This is a genomic window from Arthrobacter sp. UYEF36 (assembly GCF_040547025.1).
Lineage (GTDB): Bacteria > Actinomycetota > Actinomycetes > Actinomycetales > Micrococcaceae > Arthrobacter.
Map to the genome: position 1 here is coordinate 1 of NZ_JBEPOX010000016.1, position 17,691 is coordinate 17,691.

11 protein-coding genes are annotated in these 17,691 nt (G+C 67.0%); 2 read left to right on the top strand and 9 right to left on the bottom strand.

Translation table 11 applies throughout. The features are described from left to right. Positions 1-328: 328 nt before the first annotated feature. Genes ABIB29_RS18750 through ABIB29_RS18760 form a run of 3 tightly spaced genes read right to left on the bottom strand, consistent with a single transcriptional unit; the run spans position 329 to position 7,918 of the window. Entirely contained in the window at positions 329-4,042 is a 3,714-nt protein-coding gene (locus ABIB29_RS18750; RefSeq protein WP_354174399.1) for a 1,4-alpha-glucan branching enzyme, read from the bottom strand. Between the two features lies 1 nt (position 4,043). After that, positions 4,044-5,840 (bottom strand): maltose alpha-D-glucosyltransferase, encoded by a 1,797-nt coding sequence (gene treS, locus ABIB29_RS18755; protein ID WP_354174401.1) that lies wholly within the window; start codon positions 5,838-5,840, stop codon positions 4,044-4,046. Between the two features lie 5 nt (positions 5,841-5,845). Further along, the gene (locus ABIB29_RS18760; RefSeq protein WP_354174403.1) at positions 5,846-7,918 is read right to left on the bottom strand and encodes an alpha-1,4-glucan--maltose-1-phosphate maltosyltransferase; all 2,073 of its coding nucleotides are present in this window, start codon (positions 7,916-7,918) and stop codon (positions 5,846-5,848) included. A gap of 140 nt (positions 7,919-8,058) precedes the next feature. On the opposite strand from ABIB29_RS18760, the gene glgP reads away from it, so the two are divergent. Next, positions 8,059-10,677, top strand: coding sequence for an alpha-glucan family phosphorylase (gene glgP, locus ABIB29_RS18765; RefSeq protein ID WP_354174404.1), 2,619 nt, complete (start codon positions 8,059-8,061; stop codon positions 10,675-10,677). Positions 10,678-10,756: 79 nt separating this feature from the next. Here glgP and ABIB29_RS18770 read toward each other — a convergent pair whose 3' ends face one another. Genes ABIB29_RS18770 through glgX form a run of 3 tightly spaced genes read right to left on the bottom strand, consistent with a single transcriptional unit; the run spans position 10,757 to position 13,716 of the window. Then, complete coding sequence (locus ABIB29_RS18770) at positions 10,757-11,113, bottom strand: barstar family protein (protein WP_354174406.1); 357 nt, start codon at positions 11,111-11,113, stop codon at positions 10,757-10,759. Between the two features lie 7 nt (positions 11,114-11,120). Further along, positions 11,121-11,567 (bottom strand): guanyl-specific ribonuclease, encoded by a 447-nt coding sequence (locus ABIB29_RS18775; protein ID WP_354174408.1) that lies wholly within the window; start codon positions 11,565-11,567, stop codon positions 11,121-11,123. Between the two features lie 34 nt (positions 11,568-11,601). Further along, on the bottom strand, positions 11,602-13,716 hold the full coding sequence (gene glgX / locus ABIB29_RS18780; protein WP_354174410.1) for a glycogen debranching protein GlgX: 2,115 nt from the start codon (positions 13,714-13,716) through the stop codon (positions 11,602-11,604). 116 nt (positions 13,717-13,832) lie between these two features. Between glgX and ABIB29_RS18785 the strand changes: the two genes are divergently transcribed. Continuing rightward, positions 13,833-14,636 carry a carbon-nitrogen hydrolase family protein gene (locus tag ABIB29_RS18785; protein WP_354174412.1) on the top strand — a complete coding sequence of 268 codons (804 nt, stop codon included), beginning with the start codon at positions 13,833-13,835 and terminating at the stop codon, positions 14,634-14,636. Between the two features lie 75 nt (positions 14,637-14,711). Here ABIB29_RS18785 and rlmB read toward each other — a convergent pair whose 3' ends face one another. The 3 genes from rlmB to ABIB29_RS18800 form a co-directional block, all read right to left on the bottom strand. Further along, entirely contained in the window at positions 14,712-15,698 is a 987-nt protein-coding gene (gene rlmB / locus ABIB29_RS18790) for a 23S rRNA (guanosine(2251)-2'-O)-methyltransferase RlmB (protein WP_354174414.1), read from the bottom strand. Positions 15,699-15,820: 122 nt separating this feature from the next. Then, positions 15,821-17,278 (bottom strand): cysteine--tRNA ligase, encoded by a 1,458-nt coding sequence (gene cysS / locus ABIB29_RS18795; protein WP_354174416.1) that lies wholly within the window; start codon positions 17,276-17,278, stop codon positions 15,821-15,823. A 55-nt stretch (positions 17,279-17,333) separates the two neighbouring features. Continuing rightward, a complete protein-coding gene (locus ABIB29_RS18800) occupies positions 17,334-17,663 on the bottom strand; it encodes a hypothetical protein (RefSeq protein ID WP_354174417.1) in 330 nt (109 codons plus the stop codon). Positions 17,664-17,691 lie beyond the last annotated feature (28 nt).

Genomic DNA, 17,691 nt, shown 5'->3' on the forward strand with positions numbered 1-17,691 from the left:
GGTATCAACAAACTTGGCACACTATTGAGTTCTCAAACAACAGACACACCCGGCACCACCACAACCTCAGCCGTGGATCGCTCCGGAGCAACTTCTCTACCTTACCGGGCCGCTTCACCCTTGTCGAATCGGCGCCCTGACTCAGTCTTGCCGTGAGGCTTCTTGGTCTTGGTGGCCGTTCAACTCCGGGGAGCAGCGCGGAAATAAACTCTACCACCACTTTGCCCTGCTGACAAAGGGACCGCGAGACTGGGTCCAGCAGGACACCAAAAAGCCCGCAATCACGGGGATTCCGGGCTTTTCAATGAACTGGGGCGGCTGGCCGGCGTCAGCCCACCGGCTTGAAGTACGCGGCACCCAGCGGGGGCAACGTGACGGTGAGGGTGGCCGGCTGGCCGTCGATGGCGACGTCCGGGGCCGTGAGGGTGCCCCCGTTCAGGACACCGGAGCCTCCGTACGCGTCGGCGTCGGTGTTCAGCACTTCCTGCCACTTCCCTGCCGAGGGGACGCCCAGCTGGAAGTCCGCGTGCGGGGCCCCCGAGAAGTTGAAGGCACACACCAGCGGGTTACCCGCGGCGTCGCGTCGGATGAAGGTCAGGACGTTGCGGTTGGAGTCCCCGCCGTTGATCCACTGGAAGCCGGCGGGGTCGTTGTCCTGTTCGTAGAGCGCCGGGGTGGAGCTGTACAGCTCATTGAGGTCCTTGGTCAGGAGCTGCATCCCGCGGTGCGCCGGAATTTCCGCCAGCCACCAGTCCAGGCCGTACTGTTCGGACCACTCCGCCTCCTGGCCAAATTCGGTGCCCATGAAGATCAGCTGCTTGCCCGGGTGGGCCCACTGGTAGCCCAGGAAGGCGCGCAGGTTCGCCAGTTGCTGCCAGCGGTCCCCCGGCATCTTCCGCAGCATCGAACCCTTGCCGTGCACAACCTCGTCGTGGCTGATCGGCAGCAGGAAGTTCTCCGTGTAGGCGTAGACCATGGAGAAGGTGATGGTGCCGTGGTGCCACCGGCGGTTAAACGGATCCTCGGCCATGTATTTGAGCGAGTCGTGCATCCAGCCCATGTTCCACTTGATCCCGAAGCCCAGGCCGCCCTGGCTGGTCGGCGCCGTGACACCCGGGAACGCGGTGGATTCCTCGGCGATCATGACCGCCCCGGGGTGCGTCTTATAGACCGTGGCGTTGACCTCCTGCAGGAAGGAGATGGCTTCAAGGTTCTCCCGTCCGCCGAAGCGGTTCGGCTGCCATTGTCCCTCCTCGCGGGAGTAGTCGAGGTAGAGCATGGAGGCCACGGCATCCACCCGCAGGCCGTCGATGTGGTATTCGTCGAGCCAGTAGAGCGCGTTCGCGACCAGGAAGTTGCGGACTTCGCTGCGCCCGAAGTCAAAGATGAGCGTTCCCCAGTCCGGGTGCTCGCCCAGGTTGGGGTCGGAGTGCTCGTACAGCGCTTCGCCGTCGAACCGGGCCAGCGCCCACTCATCCTTGGGGAAGTGCGCCGGCACCCAGTCCAGCAGCACACCGATGCCGGCCTGGTGGAGTTCATCCACGAGATACCGGAACTCGTCGGGATGGCCGAAGCGTGACGTCGGAGCGAAGTAGGACGTGACCTGGTAGCCCCAGGACCCGCCGAAGGGGTGCTCCGCCACGGGCATGAACTCCACATGGGTGAAGCCAAGCCACTTGACGTATTCGACCAGTTCCTTCGCCAGTTCCCGGTAGCTGAGCCCGACCCGCCAGGAGCCGAGGTGCACTTCATAGACACTCATCGGCGAGTTGTGCGGATCCCGTGCGGCGCGGGCTTCCATCCACTCCGCATCCTTGAAGGCGTAGGAGGGCTCCACAACACGCGATGCCGTCAGCGGCGGAACCTCGGTGCCGAAGGCCAGCGGATCCGCTTTCTCCACCCAATAACCCTGTTTGGTCCGGATCTCGAATTTGTAGCACGCCCCTGCCAAAACGCCGGGGATAAAGACTTCCCAGACCCCGGAGGAGCCGAGCGACCGCATCGAGTGCTGGCGGCCGTCCCAGCCGTTGAAATCGCCCTTGACGCGGACCGCCTGAGCGTTCGGCGCCCACACGGCGAAGGACACGCCGTCGACGTCGCCCAGGGCGGACTTGTAGTGCTGGACGTGCGCGCCGAGAACATCCCAGAGGCGCTCGTGGCGGCCTTCACCGATCAGGTGCAGGTCGAGTTCGCCGATGGTGGGCAGGTATCGGTACGGATCGTCGGCCGGCTCCGGCGCCTGGCCCTCGTAGCTCACTTCCAGCCGGTAGTCCGGGACATGGTCCGTCTCCAGCGGCTCCAGCACGGCAACCCACACTCCGCCGGACTCGTGCGTCATCGGGAAGGTGCCGGTTGCGGTCACAACGGAGACGGCTTCGGCGAGGTGCTTGACCGTGCGGATCGTGACGTGGCCGTGGTCATCGAGGTGCGCGCCCAGGACCGAGTGCGGCGCGTGGTGTTCGCCGGCGGCGACCCTCGCCAGGGTGTCCGCGTCCACCGGCAGTGGACTTCCGGGACGATCGATACGTGCTGAACCTGTCATTTTGATACCTTCCGCTGCGGCTTCGGCGGGAACGCCGGAGCCTGTACTACCGAGGAGACGACGTGATGCGTGGACCGGAATGGAGAGCCAGTCGGGCCTGTTCCGTAGTTCGTAGATGACTTCGTAAAGGGCTTTGTCGAGCCACAACGCGACGAAGAGCGGCGCATCACGGTCGATGCTGCCGGGGATGACTTCGGCGTAGCCGGCCAGGAAGGCCTCGGCGCAGTCGTCCACCCAGGTCTCCGGGACGTCCGCCTCCGGGTGCTCGCGGACGGCCGCTCCGGCGGCATAGTCAAAGGACCGCAGCATTCCGACGACGTCGCGCAGCGGGACGTCGGGGAAATTGCGTTCCGAGATCGGCCGGAGCGGTTCCCCCTCGAAGTCGAGGATGGCCCAGCGCGGCGCTTTCCCGGCGCCACCGGGAACCTGCAGGATCTGGCCCAGGTGGAGGTCACCGTGGATCCGCTGCAGCGGTCCGGCACCGCTGCCTTCGAGGCGCGCCAGGAGCCTGTCCAGCTCCTCACCGTGCGGACCGACGGCGGTCCCGGCCTGCGCCCAGGACTGCCGCACCCGCTGGGCTACGCCGGGCGCAATGTCGCCTCCCGGGGCGGATTCGGAGGCGACGCCAAGTGCCTGCGCCAGCCGGCGGTGCACCGTCGCAGTCGCGGCACCCAGGGCGTGGGCCTCCGCGGTGAAGTCCCGGCCCTCGCTCGCCGCGTTGACGGCCAGCCGCCAGGCATCCAGGCCACCGGCGAGGAATTCGTGGGCCACGGCCAGTTCGCCGCAGGCGGGGCGGGGGTCCTGCGCCCCGGCGGGCGCCTCGGCCCACTCCCCGGTCACCCAGCCGAGGGTGGCCGGTACTTCAACGGTGCGCCCTGCGGTCAGGGCGGCGCCGATTTCGACCTCCGGGTTTTGGCCCTCGGAGAGCACCCGGAAGAACTTCAGGATCGCGGCCGACTCGCCGTCGTCGACGATCACGGAGCTGTTGGACTGTTCGCCGGAGAGGACCTTGACGACGCCGGTGGCCTGGGGCAGCAGGTAACCGGACTCCACGAGGTGGCCGGTAGCGTTCCCGGCCGGGGTGGTGCCGCCGTGGCGCATGAGTTCCAGCCATGCCGCGACGAACGCCGGGTCGTGGACGCCGTCGTAAATCCACAGGGCGCCAGGCGCCCCGGCGGCGCCGGCCGCAGCCTCGGCGGGGACGGCGTCGGAAATCTCCCCGATCAGGGCCGAGTCCGCCCCGGGCAGGGGCGCGCGGCGGATGCTGAGCGGGACCTGCACGACGTCGGTGCGCGAGCCGTCCGGCGTCGGGTAGCTCACGGCCAGCAGCAGCACCTCGAGTTCGGCGCTGGCTGAAGCGCCGCCCGGGCCACTGGCAAGGCGCAGTCCCCCGGCGGGCTCGAAGCTGAACGCGGCGCTCTTGACGGGGAACCAGCGCTGGCGCGGAAGCCAGCCGCCGAGCAGTCCGCTCAGGGCCGGGGTAAGGGTGGGTCGGGTCATGTCAGCCTTCGATGGAAAGGATCGGCATGGCCTGGGTGTAGGGCGATGCCGGGTTGGAGGCAGCCGAGCGGATCCGGAGCCAGAAGAAATCGTGGCTGCCCAGGGTCAGCGTCAGGGTTCCGTCGTCGGAGATCCCCGGGAACGCCTGGCCGCCGAACACGTCCCGGAGGCCGCGGCCCGCGAACCTTGGCACCCGCAGCGTGGTAGCCACCGGATGCTGGGACAGGTTGAACGCGCACAGGATGGTTTCGCCGTCCTCGCCGGCCGCGTTGCCTTCCGGCAGTTCGCGGAGGTAGGCGAGGACAACGTCGTGGTCCGCCTCGACGTGCTCGAAGCCGCCCAGCCCGAAGGCGGGGTGGTTCTTCCGGACGCTGAGGATCTGGCGGGTCCAGCGCAGCAGCGAACCCGAGTGGGCCGCCTCGGCCTCGACATTGGCCATGCTGTAGTTGTAGACGAGCGACTGGATCACTGGAAGGTACAACTTGCCGGGGTCCGCGTTGGAGAACCCTGCGTTGCGGTCCGGGTTCCATTGCATCGGGGTGCGGACGGCGTCGCGGTCCTCGAGCCAGATGTTGTCCCCCATGCCGATCTCGTCCCCGTAGTACAGGAACGGGCTGCCGGGCAGGGACAGCAGCAGGGCGTTGATGAGCTCGATCTCCGAGCGGGAATTGTCCAGCAGCGGCGCCAGGCGGCGACGGATGCCGATGTTGGCGCGCATGCGCGGGTCCGGCGCGTACCAGCCGAGCATGGCCGCGCGCTCGTCGGCGGTGACCATTTCCAGCGTCAGTTCGTCGTGGTTCCGCAGGAAGGTTCCCCACTGGGCGCCTTCGGGGATGTTCGGGGTGTCCTTCATCGTCTCGATGATGGGCGCAGCCTTCTGGTCCCGCAGCGCGTAGTAGAGACGCGGCATGATCGGGAAGTGGAAGGCCATGTGGCATTCCGGTTCCGCTTCGCTGCCGAAGTACTCCACCACTTCAGCCGGCGGCTGGTTGGCCTCGGCAATGATCACGCGGCCCGGGTAGCTTTCGTCGACCATTTTGCGCAGCTTGCGCAGGAAGTCGTGGGTCTGCGGAAGGTTCTCGCAGTTGGTGCCCTCTTCCTCGAAGAGGTACGGGATGGCGTCCGCGCGGAAGCCATCGATGCCCTGGTCCAGCCAGAACCGCACGACGTCGAAGAGCGCATCGATGACCTTGGGGTTCTCAAAGTTGAGGTCCGGCTGGTGGCTGAAGAAGCGGTGCCAGAAGAACTGGCGCCGGATCGGGTCGAAGGTCCAGTTGGATTCCTCGGTGTCCACGAAGATGATGCGGGCGTCTTCGTACTTCTCGTCCGTGTCGCTCCAGACGTAGAAGTCGCCGAACGGCCCGTCCGGATCCTTGCGGGATTCCTGGAACCAGGGGTGCTGGTCGGAGGTGTGGTTCAGCGGGAGGTCAATGATCACGCGGACGCCGCGGGCGTGGGCCTCCGCGACAAGGCGCTTGAAATCGCTGATGGTGCCGAATTCGTCGAGCACGGAGTTGTAGTCCGAGATGTCGTAGCCGCCGTCACGGAGCGGGGACTGGAAGAACGGCGGGAGCCACAGGCAGTCCACGCCGAGCCACTGGAGGTAGTCCAGCTTCTCGATCAGGCCGTGGAAGTCGCCCGAGCCGTCGCCGTTGCCGTCGGCAAAACCCCGGACCAGCACTTCGTAGAAGACCGCTTTGCGGTACCAGTGCGGGTCATGCTGGAGGCCGGGCGCGTTCAGTTCGAAAGTCCCCTTCGGGCTGAAGTGCTGGTTGGGGTTTGTCGTGCTGAAACTCACTCGTGCTACCTCCGGATGCTAAGAATGTGTGCGGGTTCGACGTGGGCGTCCAAGCGAACGTAGTTGTACTCCCCCCATTCCCAGCTCTCGCCGGTCAACAGATCATCCACCATGAACCGGCCATTGTGCGTCAGGTCGCCCGCGTCCAGCTCCAGCGCCGCCAGGTCCAGCGTCACCGTGCTCTCCCGGATGCCGTGCGGGTCCACGTTGACGATGATGATCAGGGTGTCCTTGGTGCCGTCGGGGAGGGTCTTGTGCTTGGAATAGACCACCGTGGCGTTGTCCGTGCTCTCGTGCACCGTGAGGTTCTGCAGGTCGCCCAGGGCGGGATGGGCACGCCGGATCGCGTTGAGCCGGCTCAGGTACGGGGCCAGCGTGCGGCCGGATTCGGCCACCGCGTCCCAGTCACGGGCCTTGTACTCGAACTTCTCGTTGTCGATGTACTCCTCGGCGCCGGGCCGGGCCACGTGCTCGTAGAGTTCGAAGCCGGCGTAGACGCCCCAGATGGGGCTCGCCGTGGCAGCCAGCGCGGCCCGGATCTTGAACGCGGGCGGGCCGCCGTACTGCAGGTATTCGGTCAGGATGTCCGGGGTGTTGACGAAGAAGTTCGGCCGGAAGTAGGCCGGGGACTCATGGCTGACTTCCTGGAAGTATTCCTCCAGCTCCTCCTTGGTGTTCCGCCAGGTGAAGTACGTGTAGGACTGCTGGAAGCCGGCACGGCCCAGTGCGTGCATCATGGCCGGGCGGGTGAAAGCCTCGGCGAGGAAAATGACATCGGGGTGCTTCTTGTTGACCTTGGCGATCAGCCACTCCCAGAACCACACCGGCTTGGTGTGCGGGTTGTCGACGCGGAAGACCTTGACGCCGTGGCTCACCCAGAGGAAGACAATGCGCAGGATCTCATTGGACAGACCCTCGGGATCGTTGTCGAAGTTGAGCGGGAAGATGTCCTGGTATTTCTTCGGCGGGTTCTCTGCGTAGGCAATGCTGCCGTCAACGCGGGTGGTGAACCATTCGGGGTGGCTCTCGACCCAGGGGTGGTCCGGGGCGGCCTGCAGGGCAAGGTCCAGGGCAACTTCCAGCCCCAGCTCCCCCGCCCGCGCCACGAAGGCGTCGAAGTCCTCAAAGGTGCCCAGATCCGGGTGGATGGCGTCGTGGCCTCCCTCCTTGGCGCCGATGGCCCAGGGGGAGCCGGGATCGTGCGGTCCGGCGAGCAGGGTGTTGTTCGGGCCCTTGCGGTGCTGGATGCCGATCGGGTGGATCGGCGGCATGTAGATGATGTCGAAGCCCATGGCCGCAACGGCGTCGAGGCGCCGGGCCGCGGTGCGGAAGGTTCCGGAGGTCCACTCCCCGGTTTCGTGGTTGCGGACGGCGCCCTCGGACCGGGGGAAGAACTCGTACCAGGCGCCCCGGCCGGCGAGCTCGCGCTCCACCAGCAGGGGGTACTTCTCGGAGACGGTGACCTGTTCGCGGATCGGCTGGCGTTCGATGACGTCAGCCACTTCGTCGCTGAATCCGGCGGCGAGCCGTTCCTCGGCGGTCTTGGTGGCGTCGTTGAGCCCGACGACGGCCATCCGCAGGGTCCGCCGGTCGGCGGACGGGCGGGAGGAATCCTCGGATGCGACGGAGAGCAGCGCGGCGCCCTCGGCGAGCATCAGTTCGACGTCGATTCCGGCTTCCACTTTGACCTCGGCGTTGTGGTGCCACGTGCCATAGCTGTCATGCCAGGCCTCGATCACAAAGGACCAGTTGCCGGTGCCGGACGGGGTCAGGAGTCCTTCCCAGCGATCGGTGCCCATACCGCGCGGGCCCCGGGGCGTGGAGAGGCGGACGCGCTGGCGTTCCTTCCCCCGGGGGTCGAGCAGGACGGCGCTGACGCCGAGCCGGTCGTGGCCCTCCCGGAAGGCAGTCGCACCCACCACCAGGGTTTCCCCCACCACGGCCTTGGCAGGGAATTTACCGCCTTCGACCGCAGGCTGCACGGCGGTGATCGGAAAACGGCCAAAGCTGAGGCCCTCCGTGATCAGGGCCTTCGGCTTTTGCTTGGACACGGCACTGGTTCGCGAGTTAGTCGTCACAGCCTCGACGTTATCGACAAATCGGCCAGATTGCTAAGCCTGCTCACTTTTCCGGGGTTTTCCGGGAGGCGGACCGTCATTTATGCAAAAGAAACTTAAAGCAGTTCCGAGCCTCCAACTTGTCGGTTAGTGTTTCGCAGGTGAAGGCAATCCGCAGATTTACCGTCCGAACCGTTCTTCCCGAGTCGATCCGGCCGCTGGCCCGGCTGGCCACCAACCTGCGGTGGTCCTGGCACCGGCCTACGCGGGAGCTTTTCGAGGGCCTGAACCCGAAGATCTGGGCTGAGAGCGACCACGACCCCGTGTCCTTCCTCGGCCTGGTCAGCCGGGAGGAGCTGCAGCGCCTCGCCGCGGACCTGGACGTGGTGCACCGGGTCCACGCGGCTGCCGAGGATCTTGACCGGTACCTGGAGCAGCCCCGGTGGTACCAGAGCCTCGGCGAGGGCGCGCCGGCGTGCATTGCCTACTTCTCCCCCGAATTCGGCATCACCGAAGTGCTGCCTCAGTACTCCGGCGGCCTCGGCATCCTCGCCGGCGACCACCTGAAGGCGGCCTCGGACCTGGGCGTGCCGCTGATCGGCGTCGGACTGCTCTACCAGGCCGGCTATTTCAAGCAGTCGTTGTCCCGCGACGCGTGGCAGCAGGAAACCTATCCGGTCCTGGATCCCGACGGGCTGCCGCTGACCCTGCTGCGCGAGGCCTCCGCTGACGGCAATGGCAAGCCCATCCAGATCTCCCTGCCGCTCCCCCACGGCCGCCGGCTGCTGGCGCACGTCTGGCGCGCCGACGTCGGGCGTGTCCCGCTCCTGCTGCTGGATTCCAACGTTCCGGGCAACGACGAAGCCGCCCGCGGCATCACCGACCGCCTCTACGGCGGTGGCGGTGACCACCGGCTCCAGCAGGAGCTCCTGCTCGGCATGGGCGGGGTCAAGGCCCTGCGCGCCTACCAGAAGCTCACCGGCAGTCCCGCACCGGAAGTGTTCCACACCAACGAGGGCCATGCCGGCTTCCTGGGCGTGGAGCGGATCCAGGAAATGATGTCCGCCGCGGAACCGCTGAGCTGGGACGAGGCGCTGGCTGCCGGACGCGCCTCCACCGTCTTCACCACCCACACCCCGGTGCCCGCAGGCATTGACCGCTTCGAGGTCTCGCAGATCCAGCACTTCTTCGACGCCGGGCTGGCTCCCGATGTGCCGGTGGCAAAGATCCTGGACCTGGGCCGCGAGGACTACACGGACGGCAACCCGTTCGTGTTCAACATGGCCGTCATGGGCCTGCGCCTGGCCCAGCGTGCCAACGGCGTGGCCAAGCTGCACGGCGTCGTGTCCCGCGGCATGTTCTCCGCACTGTGGCCGGGATTCGACCACTCCGAGGTGCCCATCACTTCGGTCACCAATGGTGTGCACGTGCCCACCTGGGTGGACCCGCGGGTGTCCGCACTGGCGCGTGACCAGTTCGGCGCCGAGGCGGAGGCGCAGGGCCGCTGGGACCTCGCCTACAACGTCAGCGACGAGGACGTTTGGGCCCTCCGCCGCGAGATGCGGGTGTCGCTCGTGGAGGACGTCCGGCGCCGCCTCCGGGCCGCCTGGAAGAAGCGTGGGGCGGCCGACGCCGAGCTGGCGTGGACGGATTCCGTGCTGGACCCGGACGTCCTGACCATCGGTTTCGCCCGGCGTGTGCCGACCTACAAGCGGCTCACGCTGATGCTGCGCGAGCCCGAGCGGCTCAAGGCCCTGCTGCTGCACAAGACGCACCCGATCCAGCTGGTCATTGCGGGCAAGTCGCACCCGGCCGATGACGCGGGCAAGAAGATGATCCAGGACCTCGTCCGGTTCACCGACGACCCGGCGGTGCGGCACCGGATCGTCTTCCTGCCCAACTACGACATCGCGATGGCCCGGACCCTGTTCCCGGGGTGCGACGTGTGGCTGAACAACCCGCTGCGCCCGCTCGAGGCGTGCGGCACCTCCGGCATGAAGGCCGCCCTGAACGGCTCGCTGAACCTTTCGGTCCTGGACGGCTGGTGGGACGAGATGTACGACGGCGAGAACGGCTGGGCGATTCCGACCGCCAACAACGACGCGTCCCCCGAGGAACGCGACGACATCGAGGCGGCGGCGCTGTACGAACTGCTCGAGACGCAGGTGGCCCCCCGCTTCTACGGGCTCACGGTGTCCGACGGCGCCGGCGCGGCCGGGCCTTCGCAGCCCGGACCGCAGTCGGTCCCCACACACTGGGTATCGATGATCAAGCACACCATGTCCCACCTGGGCCCGGCCGTCTCCGCTGAGCGCATGCTCAAGGACTACGTGAACGTCCTGTACCAGCCGGCTGCCGTCGCCGGACGCCGGGCCGGAGCGGACAATTTTGCCGAGGCCAAGGCTCTCGCGACCTGGATTTCCCAGGTCCGGGCTGCCTGGCCGCAGATCCAGGTGGAGCACGTGGACTCGGTGGGCGTCTCGGAGGACCCGCAGATCGGCGACATCCTCCAGGTCAACGCCTATGTGGCCCTGCACGATCTCACCCCGGATGATGTGTCCGTCGAGGTCGCCTACGGCAAGGCCGAGGACAGCGACGAGCTGGCCGACGTCACGGTGGCGGAGCTGAAGGCGGTTGAAGACCTCGGCAAGGGCCGGCACCTTTTCAGCGGAACCCTGGTAATCGACCGGTCCGGTTCCTTCGGCTACACGGTCCGGGTGCTCCCGAAGCACGAGGCCCTGGCGTCCAAGGCGGAACTTGGCCTGATCGTCAACGCCTGAACCGCTGGCCAGCTGCCTGAACGGTGAACAACAGCGCCGCACCCCGGACCCGCCGGGAGCGGCGCTGTTGTGTGCGTGCCTACAGGCAGACGGCGATGATGGCCAGGTTCCTGCCGGCGTAGCGTTCGGCGTCCTGCAGGATTTCGCAGATGACACCAAACGAACGGTCCGAGCGGAAGGCCGCCGGGACCTCCCAGATGAAAGTGATCGGGGCCTGCCCGTCGTCGGAGACGGCATCGGCGAAGTCGTGCAGGGAGTCATTGAGCGCATCCAGGTTCACGCCATAATCCGCCGGGAAGTCCAGGGTCTCCGCAAACGTCTCGAGGACGGTCCTTTTGGTGTCGGCGGCGGGAATCAACACGGCGCGCCGGCCGGCGTCAGCTACCAGCGCCTGCAGTTCCTCGATGGTCCAGGTGTCTGCGGAGTAAATCTTCATGGGTTCCTTACTTGCCTTCGATGATGAATGTAAACGAGTTGTAATGGTCCGGCGTGTAGTACTTTTCGCCGGATTGTCCGGCCACAATCCGGCGGGCTCCGCGGTCGGACTCACCCGGGGTCCTGACGGTGTATTCCTTGTAGTAGCCGGAGGATTTCCGCGGAAGAATGCGCTCGAAATTGCCAAACGTGGCGCCGTCGCGGGTGAAGGGGTACGGGCCTGCCCTGGCGATCAGCGCCAATGTCTGGCGCGCTTCGGCGGGAAGCTCCGAGGCCTTCACTTCCGGCAGCCCGGACGGGTTGGCGGGGGCCGGCGACGCGGCCGGTACGCTGGCGCTCGTGGTGCCGGCCCCGGACGGGGCAGTTCCGGTCTCCGGAACCCCTGCCAGGACGAACACCAGCACCGCGAGTCCGACCAGCAGGGCAAGCAGGGCAGTCAGCCGCTGGACCTTCATTCGTTGTTTCCTTATGCCGGGATCGCGGGCCGGGCTAGGTGCGGTAGATGTTGATGGAATTGGCCTGCACGACGTCCCGCTCCCCCGAAGCGACCCGGACACCCTGGCGCCGGTCGTGGAGCCCGGATGTGGTCAGGCGCAGCTCGAAGAGCCGGTTGCCGGTGCCGTCCTCGTTGCTGAGCAGCGGCAGCATGACCTTGACGTCCTTGGCGCCGCCGTTGACCACCACGAGTCCGTCCACGTGGCCGTCGTCGGACCCGAGCAGCAGCTGCACGACCCGGTGCCCCGGATCCTGCCAGCGCTCCCCGGCCATCGGCTCGCCGCGCTCGTCGAACCAGTGGAAGTACGACTGTTTTTCGCGGGTCGGGTAATCGTGCGGCTGCCCGGCCAGGAATTCCTTGCGAAGCCGGATCACCCGCTTGGTGGTGCGCAGCATCGAGTGGGACTCGGGAGTGCTGGTCCAGTCGATCCAGGTGATGGGGTTGTCCTGGCAGTAGGCGTTGTTGTTGCCCTGCTGGGTGCGGGCGATCTCGTCGCCGGCAGTGATCATCGGAACGCCCTGGGAAATCATGAGGGAAGCCATCAGGTTGCGGCTGGACTGCGCACGCCGGGCGAGGATGTCCTCGTCCTCCGTGGGACCTTCAAAGCCGTGGTTGTAGCTGCGGTTGTCCCCGTGGCCGTCGCGGTTCTGTTCGCCGTTGGCCTCGTTGTGCTTGCGGTCGTAGGCCACGAGGTCGGCCAGGGTGAAGCCATCATGGGCGGTGACGAGGTTGACCGAGGCGAGCCGGGACCGGCCGGACGGCTCGAAAAGGCTCGCGGAGCCCGAGAGCGCGTCCGCGAGCCGGGCCACCGAGCCACCGTGGCCGCCGGCATCGATCGCGGCGCGGTCGGCGAGCCAGAAGCTGCGGACTGCGTCGCGGAAGTGGTCGTTCCAGTCCACCCAGCCGGGCGGGAATCGGCCGGTCTGCCAGCCGCCGTAGCCAATGTCCCAAGGCTCGGCGATGAGCTTGGTGGCGGACAGCACCGGGTCGGCCCCGATTGCCACCAGGAACGGGTGCCGGGGATCGAACTCGTTGGCGGCGTTGCGCGCCAGCGTCACGGCGAGGTCAAAGCGGAAGCCGTCGATGTGGAACTCGGTCACCCAGTAACGCAGCGAATCCAGCACCAGCTGCACCACACGGGGCTCGCCGAAGTTCAGGGAGTTCCCGCAGCCGGTGGTGTCCACGTACCTGCCGTGGCCGTCGTTGCGGTAGTAGGTCATCTCGCCCAGGCCGCGGAAGCTGAGGGTCCGGCCGTCCTTGCCGCCCTCGGCCGTGTGGTTGTAGACGACGTCGAGGAGGACCTCAAGGCCGGCGGCGTGCAGCAGCTTGACCATGCCCTTGAATTCGTCCTGGACGGCCTGCGCTCCCGCGGCCTGCGCCGCCTGGGTGGCGTAGCCGGGGTGCGGGGCGAAGAACGCGGCCGTGTTGTAGCCCCAGTAGTTCGTCATGCCGAGATTCTGCAGGTGAGGTTCGTCCACGTGGAAGTGCACGGGAAGGAGCTGGACGGCGGTGATCCCCAGCGCGATCAGGTGCTCGATCATGGCCGGGTGCGCCAGCCCTGCGTAGGTGCCCTGGAGGTCTTCGGGGACGTCGGGGTGGAGTTTGGTCTGGCCGCGGACGTGCGCCTCGTAGATGATGGTGTTGCGCCACGGCGTCCTGGGACCGCGGTCGTTGCCCCAGTCGAAGTCGCTATCCATCCGGACGCTCGTGATGAAATCCTCGCGCTCGTCAACGGCCCGGCCATAGGGGTCCAGCAGCAGCGGCTGCTCGCCGCTGCTGTCGAAATCCGTCGAGGGCATGGACAACGGGAGCGCCTCGTGATCGGGGGTGGCCCGCAAACCGTAGCGCGAACCGGCCGGGATGCCTTCGACGATGCCGTGGTGCACGCCGTCGGTCACGTTCGGCAGTGTCTTCAGTTGCCAGGTGCCACCGGGCGCCTGGTAGGCGATCTCCAGGGTCGCCACGCCGGGCGCGTAGACAGCCACATTCGCGAAGGCACTCCGAGGATCGTCCGTTACCGGCGAACCGGTGCTTGGAACGCTGATTCCCAGCGGAAACGCCCGTGAGGCGTCTACGGTGGAAGCTGTGTCTACGTAGGGCATGACCATTGCTTAAAGTTTAGCGGGGCCGAACAAATAGACCCGGTTTCCGATTTCCTGACGAAGTGCAGTTTACGGAATAGCGGCGCGGCATACTGGAACAAGCGCCGAAATTGGAGGTAATAGTGCGGATTGCACTCGCTCAAGTCATTACCGGACGCGATCTTGCCGAAAACCTGGCCCTGGTGGAGGACCACGCGGCCCGCGCCAAAGCCGGCGGAGCAGAGCTCGTGGTTTTCCCCGAGGCCACGATGCGCGCCTTCGGGAACTCATTGCTGGACATCGCCGAGCCGCTGGACGGCCCGTGGGCATCGCAGGTGCGCAGCATCGCGGCGGACCACGGCATCGTGATCGTCGCGGGGATGTTCACCCCGGGGACAGCGGACGACGGCGGCAAGGTGCGCAACACCCTCCTGGTCACCGGCCGCGGCGTCGAGGCCAGCTACGACAAGATCCACCTCTTCGACGCCTTTGGCTTCGCGGAGTCGGATACCGTCGACGCCGGCACCGAGCCGGTCACCTTCGAGTTCGACGGCGTGACGTTCGGGCTGGCCACCTGCTACGACATCCGGTTCCCGGACCTGTTCACCGAGAATGCGGACCGCGGAGCCGACGTGAACATTGTCTGCGCATCCTGGGGATCGGGCCCCGGCAAGGCCGAACAATGGAAACTCCTGGCCCGCGCCCGCGCCCTGGATTCCACCACCCTGGTCCTCGCCTGCGGCCAGGGCGACCCGGCCAGCCAGGGCGTCGAACCCAAGGGTGCAGCGCCCACCGGCGTCGGGCACTCCGTCGTCGTCTCCCCCTTGGGTGAAGTCCTCGAAGAGCTCGACGGCGCCCCCGGCCTCCTCTTCGCAGACCTGGACCCCGCCACCGTCAAGGACGCCCGGACCAAACTCCCGGTCCTCGCCAACCGCCACAAGTTCTAACAACGCGGGGTCACTTCGCGCCCATCTTGGGCCCCCGGATGGGCTCGAAGTGACCCCGCGTTGCTCAGCGGAGGACTACTTTGCGGCGCGCTGGCGGGAGATCTCGTAGAGGGAGATGCCGACGGCCATGGAAGCGTTGAGCGACTCCATCGCGGAATCGATCGGGATGGAGACGATCTGGTCGCAGTTTTCACGGACCAGGCGGCTGAGGCCCTTGCCCTCGGAACCCACGACGATGCAGACCGGCTCGGTGGCCAGGGCGAGGTCGGGCAGCGACACGTCGCCGTCGCCGTCGAGGCCCAGAACGTAGATTCCCATGTTCTTGAATGCCTTGAGCGTGTTGTTCAGGTTGGCCGCACGTGCCACGGGGACCCGGACGGCGGCGCCGGCGCTGGTCTTCCAGGCCGAGGCGGTGACGCCGACGGAGCGGCGCTCCGGAACGATCACGCCGTGGCCACTGAAAGCCGAGACCGAGCGGATGATCGCGCCAAGGTTCCGCGGATCGGTGATGCCGTCCAGCGCGACGAAGAGGGGCGCGTTGGCGACGTGGCCCTTCTTCCAGCTCTCGAGGGTCTCCTCGGCGAGCTCGTAGGCGTCCTGGTATTCGTACGGCGGGATCTGCAGCACGAGGCCCTGGTGGATGGCGTCGTCGGTCATCCGGTCCAGCTCGGGCTTGCCGGTTTCGAGCAGCGGGATGCCGCGCTCGGCCGCCAGCTTGAGGGACTCCTTGACGCGGTCATCCATCTCGATGCGGATGGCCACGTGCAGGGCCTTGGCCGGGATGCCGGCACGCAGCGCCTCGACCACGGAGTTGCGCCCGGTGACGACTTCCTCGGTGGCGCGGCCCTTGGGGCCGGAACGGGCGCCGGGATTGCGCGGAGCTCCCGGTCGCTTGGCCGCGGAGCGTTCCGCGAGCTGCTTGTTTTTGTGGGCCTTGTGGTACGGGCGGTCCTCCGCCTTGGGCGTCGGCCCCTTGCCCTCAAGAGCCTTGCGGCCGTGACCGCCGGTTCCGACGGAGGGGCCCTTCTTCAGTTTGACCGACCGGCGACCGTTGTTGGCCATGAGTTCCACCCTTTTAAATACGCGATTCGTTGATAAGTCTGAACTCCAGTCTACTGACTCGAGTTAAATCCTCGACCGCAAGGTAGGGCGGGGCCCGGCCCCGCGCCCGGAACCGGGCCGGATCAGCCGCGCTTGAGGCTCCAGTTTGCGCCGTCCGGACCGTCCTCGACGACGACGCCGGCGGCGGCGAGGGTGTCGCGGATGGCATCCGAGGCGGCCCAGTCCTTGCCGGCGCGGGCCTGGGCCCGGGCCGCGAGCTGCGCTTCAACGAGGACGCCAAGAGCAGAGGTGCCCTGTTCGTCGGCTGCGGGTCCCGCTGTGTCGTTGAGACCAAGGACACGCAACATGTCGGTGGCGCTGAGCAGTGCCTGCCGGGCGGCGTCGAGCTCCCCGGCGGTGAGGGCGGTATTGCCGGCGCGGACGGTTTCGTGGAGCACTGCCAGGGCCTGCGGGACGTTGAGGTCATCGTCCATCGCGGCAGCGAAAGCGTCGGGAACGGACCCGTGGCTGCCGAAGACAAAGTCCCCGTCCGCCGAAGCGAGGATCCGGGCAGCGCGGCTGACGAAACCGTCAATCCGTTCCACCGCGGCGGCGGCCTCCTGCAGCGAGCCCGGCTGGTAGTCCAGCACCGAGCGGTACTGTGCCTGGCCGAGGTAGTAGCGGACCACCCGCGGCGGGGCCAGCTCCAGCATCTCGGCGGGGCTGACGGTGTTGCCGATGGACTTGGACATCTTCTCGCCGGCGTAGGTCACCATGCCGTTGTGCATCCAGAAGTTGGCGAAACCGTGGCCGGCAGCCTGGGACTGAGCCATCTCGTTTTCGTGGTGCGGGAAGCGGAGGTCCAGTCCGCCGCCGTGGATGTCGAACTCGGTCCCGAGGTACTTGGTGACCATCGCGGAGCATTCGAGGTGCCAGCCCGGGCGGCCGGCGCCCCACGGCGAGTCCCAGCTCGCCGTCGTCGGCTCGCCCTCCTTGTGGCCCTTCCAGAGCGCGAAGTCGCGGGAATCCTTCTTCCCCCGCGGGTCCGAGTCAGGAGCCCCTTGCATGTCATCGACGTTCTGCCGGGTCAGCGAGCCGTACTTGGCCCAGGAGCGCACGTCGAAGTAGACGTCGCCCGAGCCGTCCGGGGCCGGGTAGGCGTGGCCGCGGTCGATGAGCTGATGGATCAGGGCGTGCATTTCAGGAATGTGGCCGGTGGCGCGCGGTTCGTAAGTGGGGCGGGAGACGCCCAGGGTGTCGTAGGCCTTGAGGAATTCCTGCTCGTAGCGGTAGGCCAGCGCCCACCATTCCTCATCCCGGACGGCGCCGGGTTCGTCCTCGAAGTCGGGACCGAAGGAGGCCGCGGACTTGGCGAGGATCTTGTCGTCGATGTCGGTGACGTTGCGCACCACGGTGACCCGGAAGCCCCGGTACTGCAGCCAGCGGGTCAGCTGGTCAAAGGCAATGGCGGAGCGGATGTGCCCGACGTGCGGCATGCCCTGCACCGTGGCGCCGCAATAGTAGAGGCTCACTTTGCCCGGAACCAGGGGGACGAAGTCGCGGACTTCGGCGGATGCAGTGTCATAGAAGCGCATGGTCACCGCTCCAGATTAGCCGATGGTGATCCGGCCCCGGAGTGGGAGCGCTTACCCCGGCCTACTTGCAGTACTCGCCGATCCTGTTGTTCTGTTCGGTGAGCTGTCTGGTCTGCTCCTCGCTCCTGGCTCCGAGTGAGGTGCCGGCCACCTGCTTCATGATGTCCGCCATTTTCTGGATCGGATCGCCCACCTCGGGCGCCACCTTGTCCGCGACCTCCTGGTAATGCTTGGAGATCTGCTCCGCCTGCTGCTGCTGGTTGCCGGTGGGGACGAAGGTGTCCTGGTTGAGGAACGCGCAGCTTTCCGGGATGCTCATCTTCGGCGTCGCGGCGCACCCGGTCAGCAGGAGTCCGGCCAGCAGGACGACGGCGGGCAGCAGCTTTTTCACGGGGAGTCTCCTGGTGTTGCGGGAAGGG

Excerpts from the sequence above, each read along its gene's own strand:
- ABIB29_RS18750 (WP_354174399.1), bottom strand. The coding sequence starts at position 4,042 with ATGACCCGACCCACCCTTACCCCGGCCCTGAGCGGACTGCTCGGCGGC.
- ABIB29_RS18770 (WP_354174406.1), bottom strand. The coding sequence starts at position 11,113 with ATGAAGATTTACTCCGCAGACACCTGGACCATCGAGGAACTGCAGGCG.
- ABIB29_RS18775 (WP_354174408.1), bottom strand. The coding sequence starts at position 11,567 with ATGAAGGTCCAGCGGCTGACTGCCCTGCTTGCCCTGCTGGTCGGACTC.
- glgX (WP_354174410.1), bottom strand. The coding sequence starts at position 13,716 with ATGGTCATGCCCTACGTAGACACAGCTTCCACCGTAGACGCCTCACGG.
- rlmB (WP_354174414.1), bottom strand. The coding sequence starts at position 15,698 with ATGGCCAACAACGGTCGCCGGTCGGTCAAACTGAAGAAGGGCCCCTCC.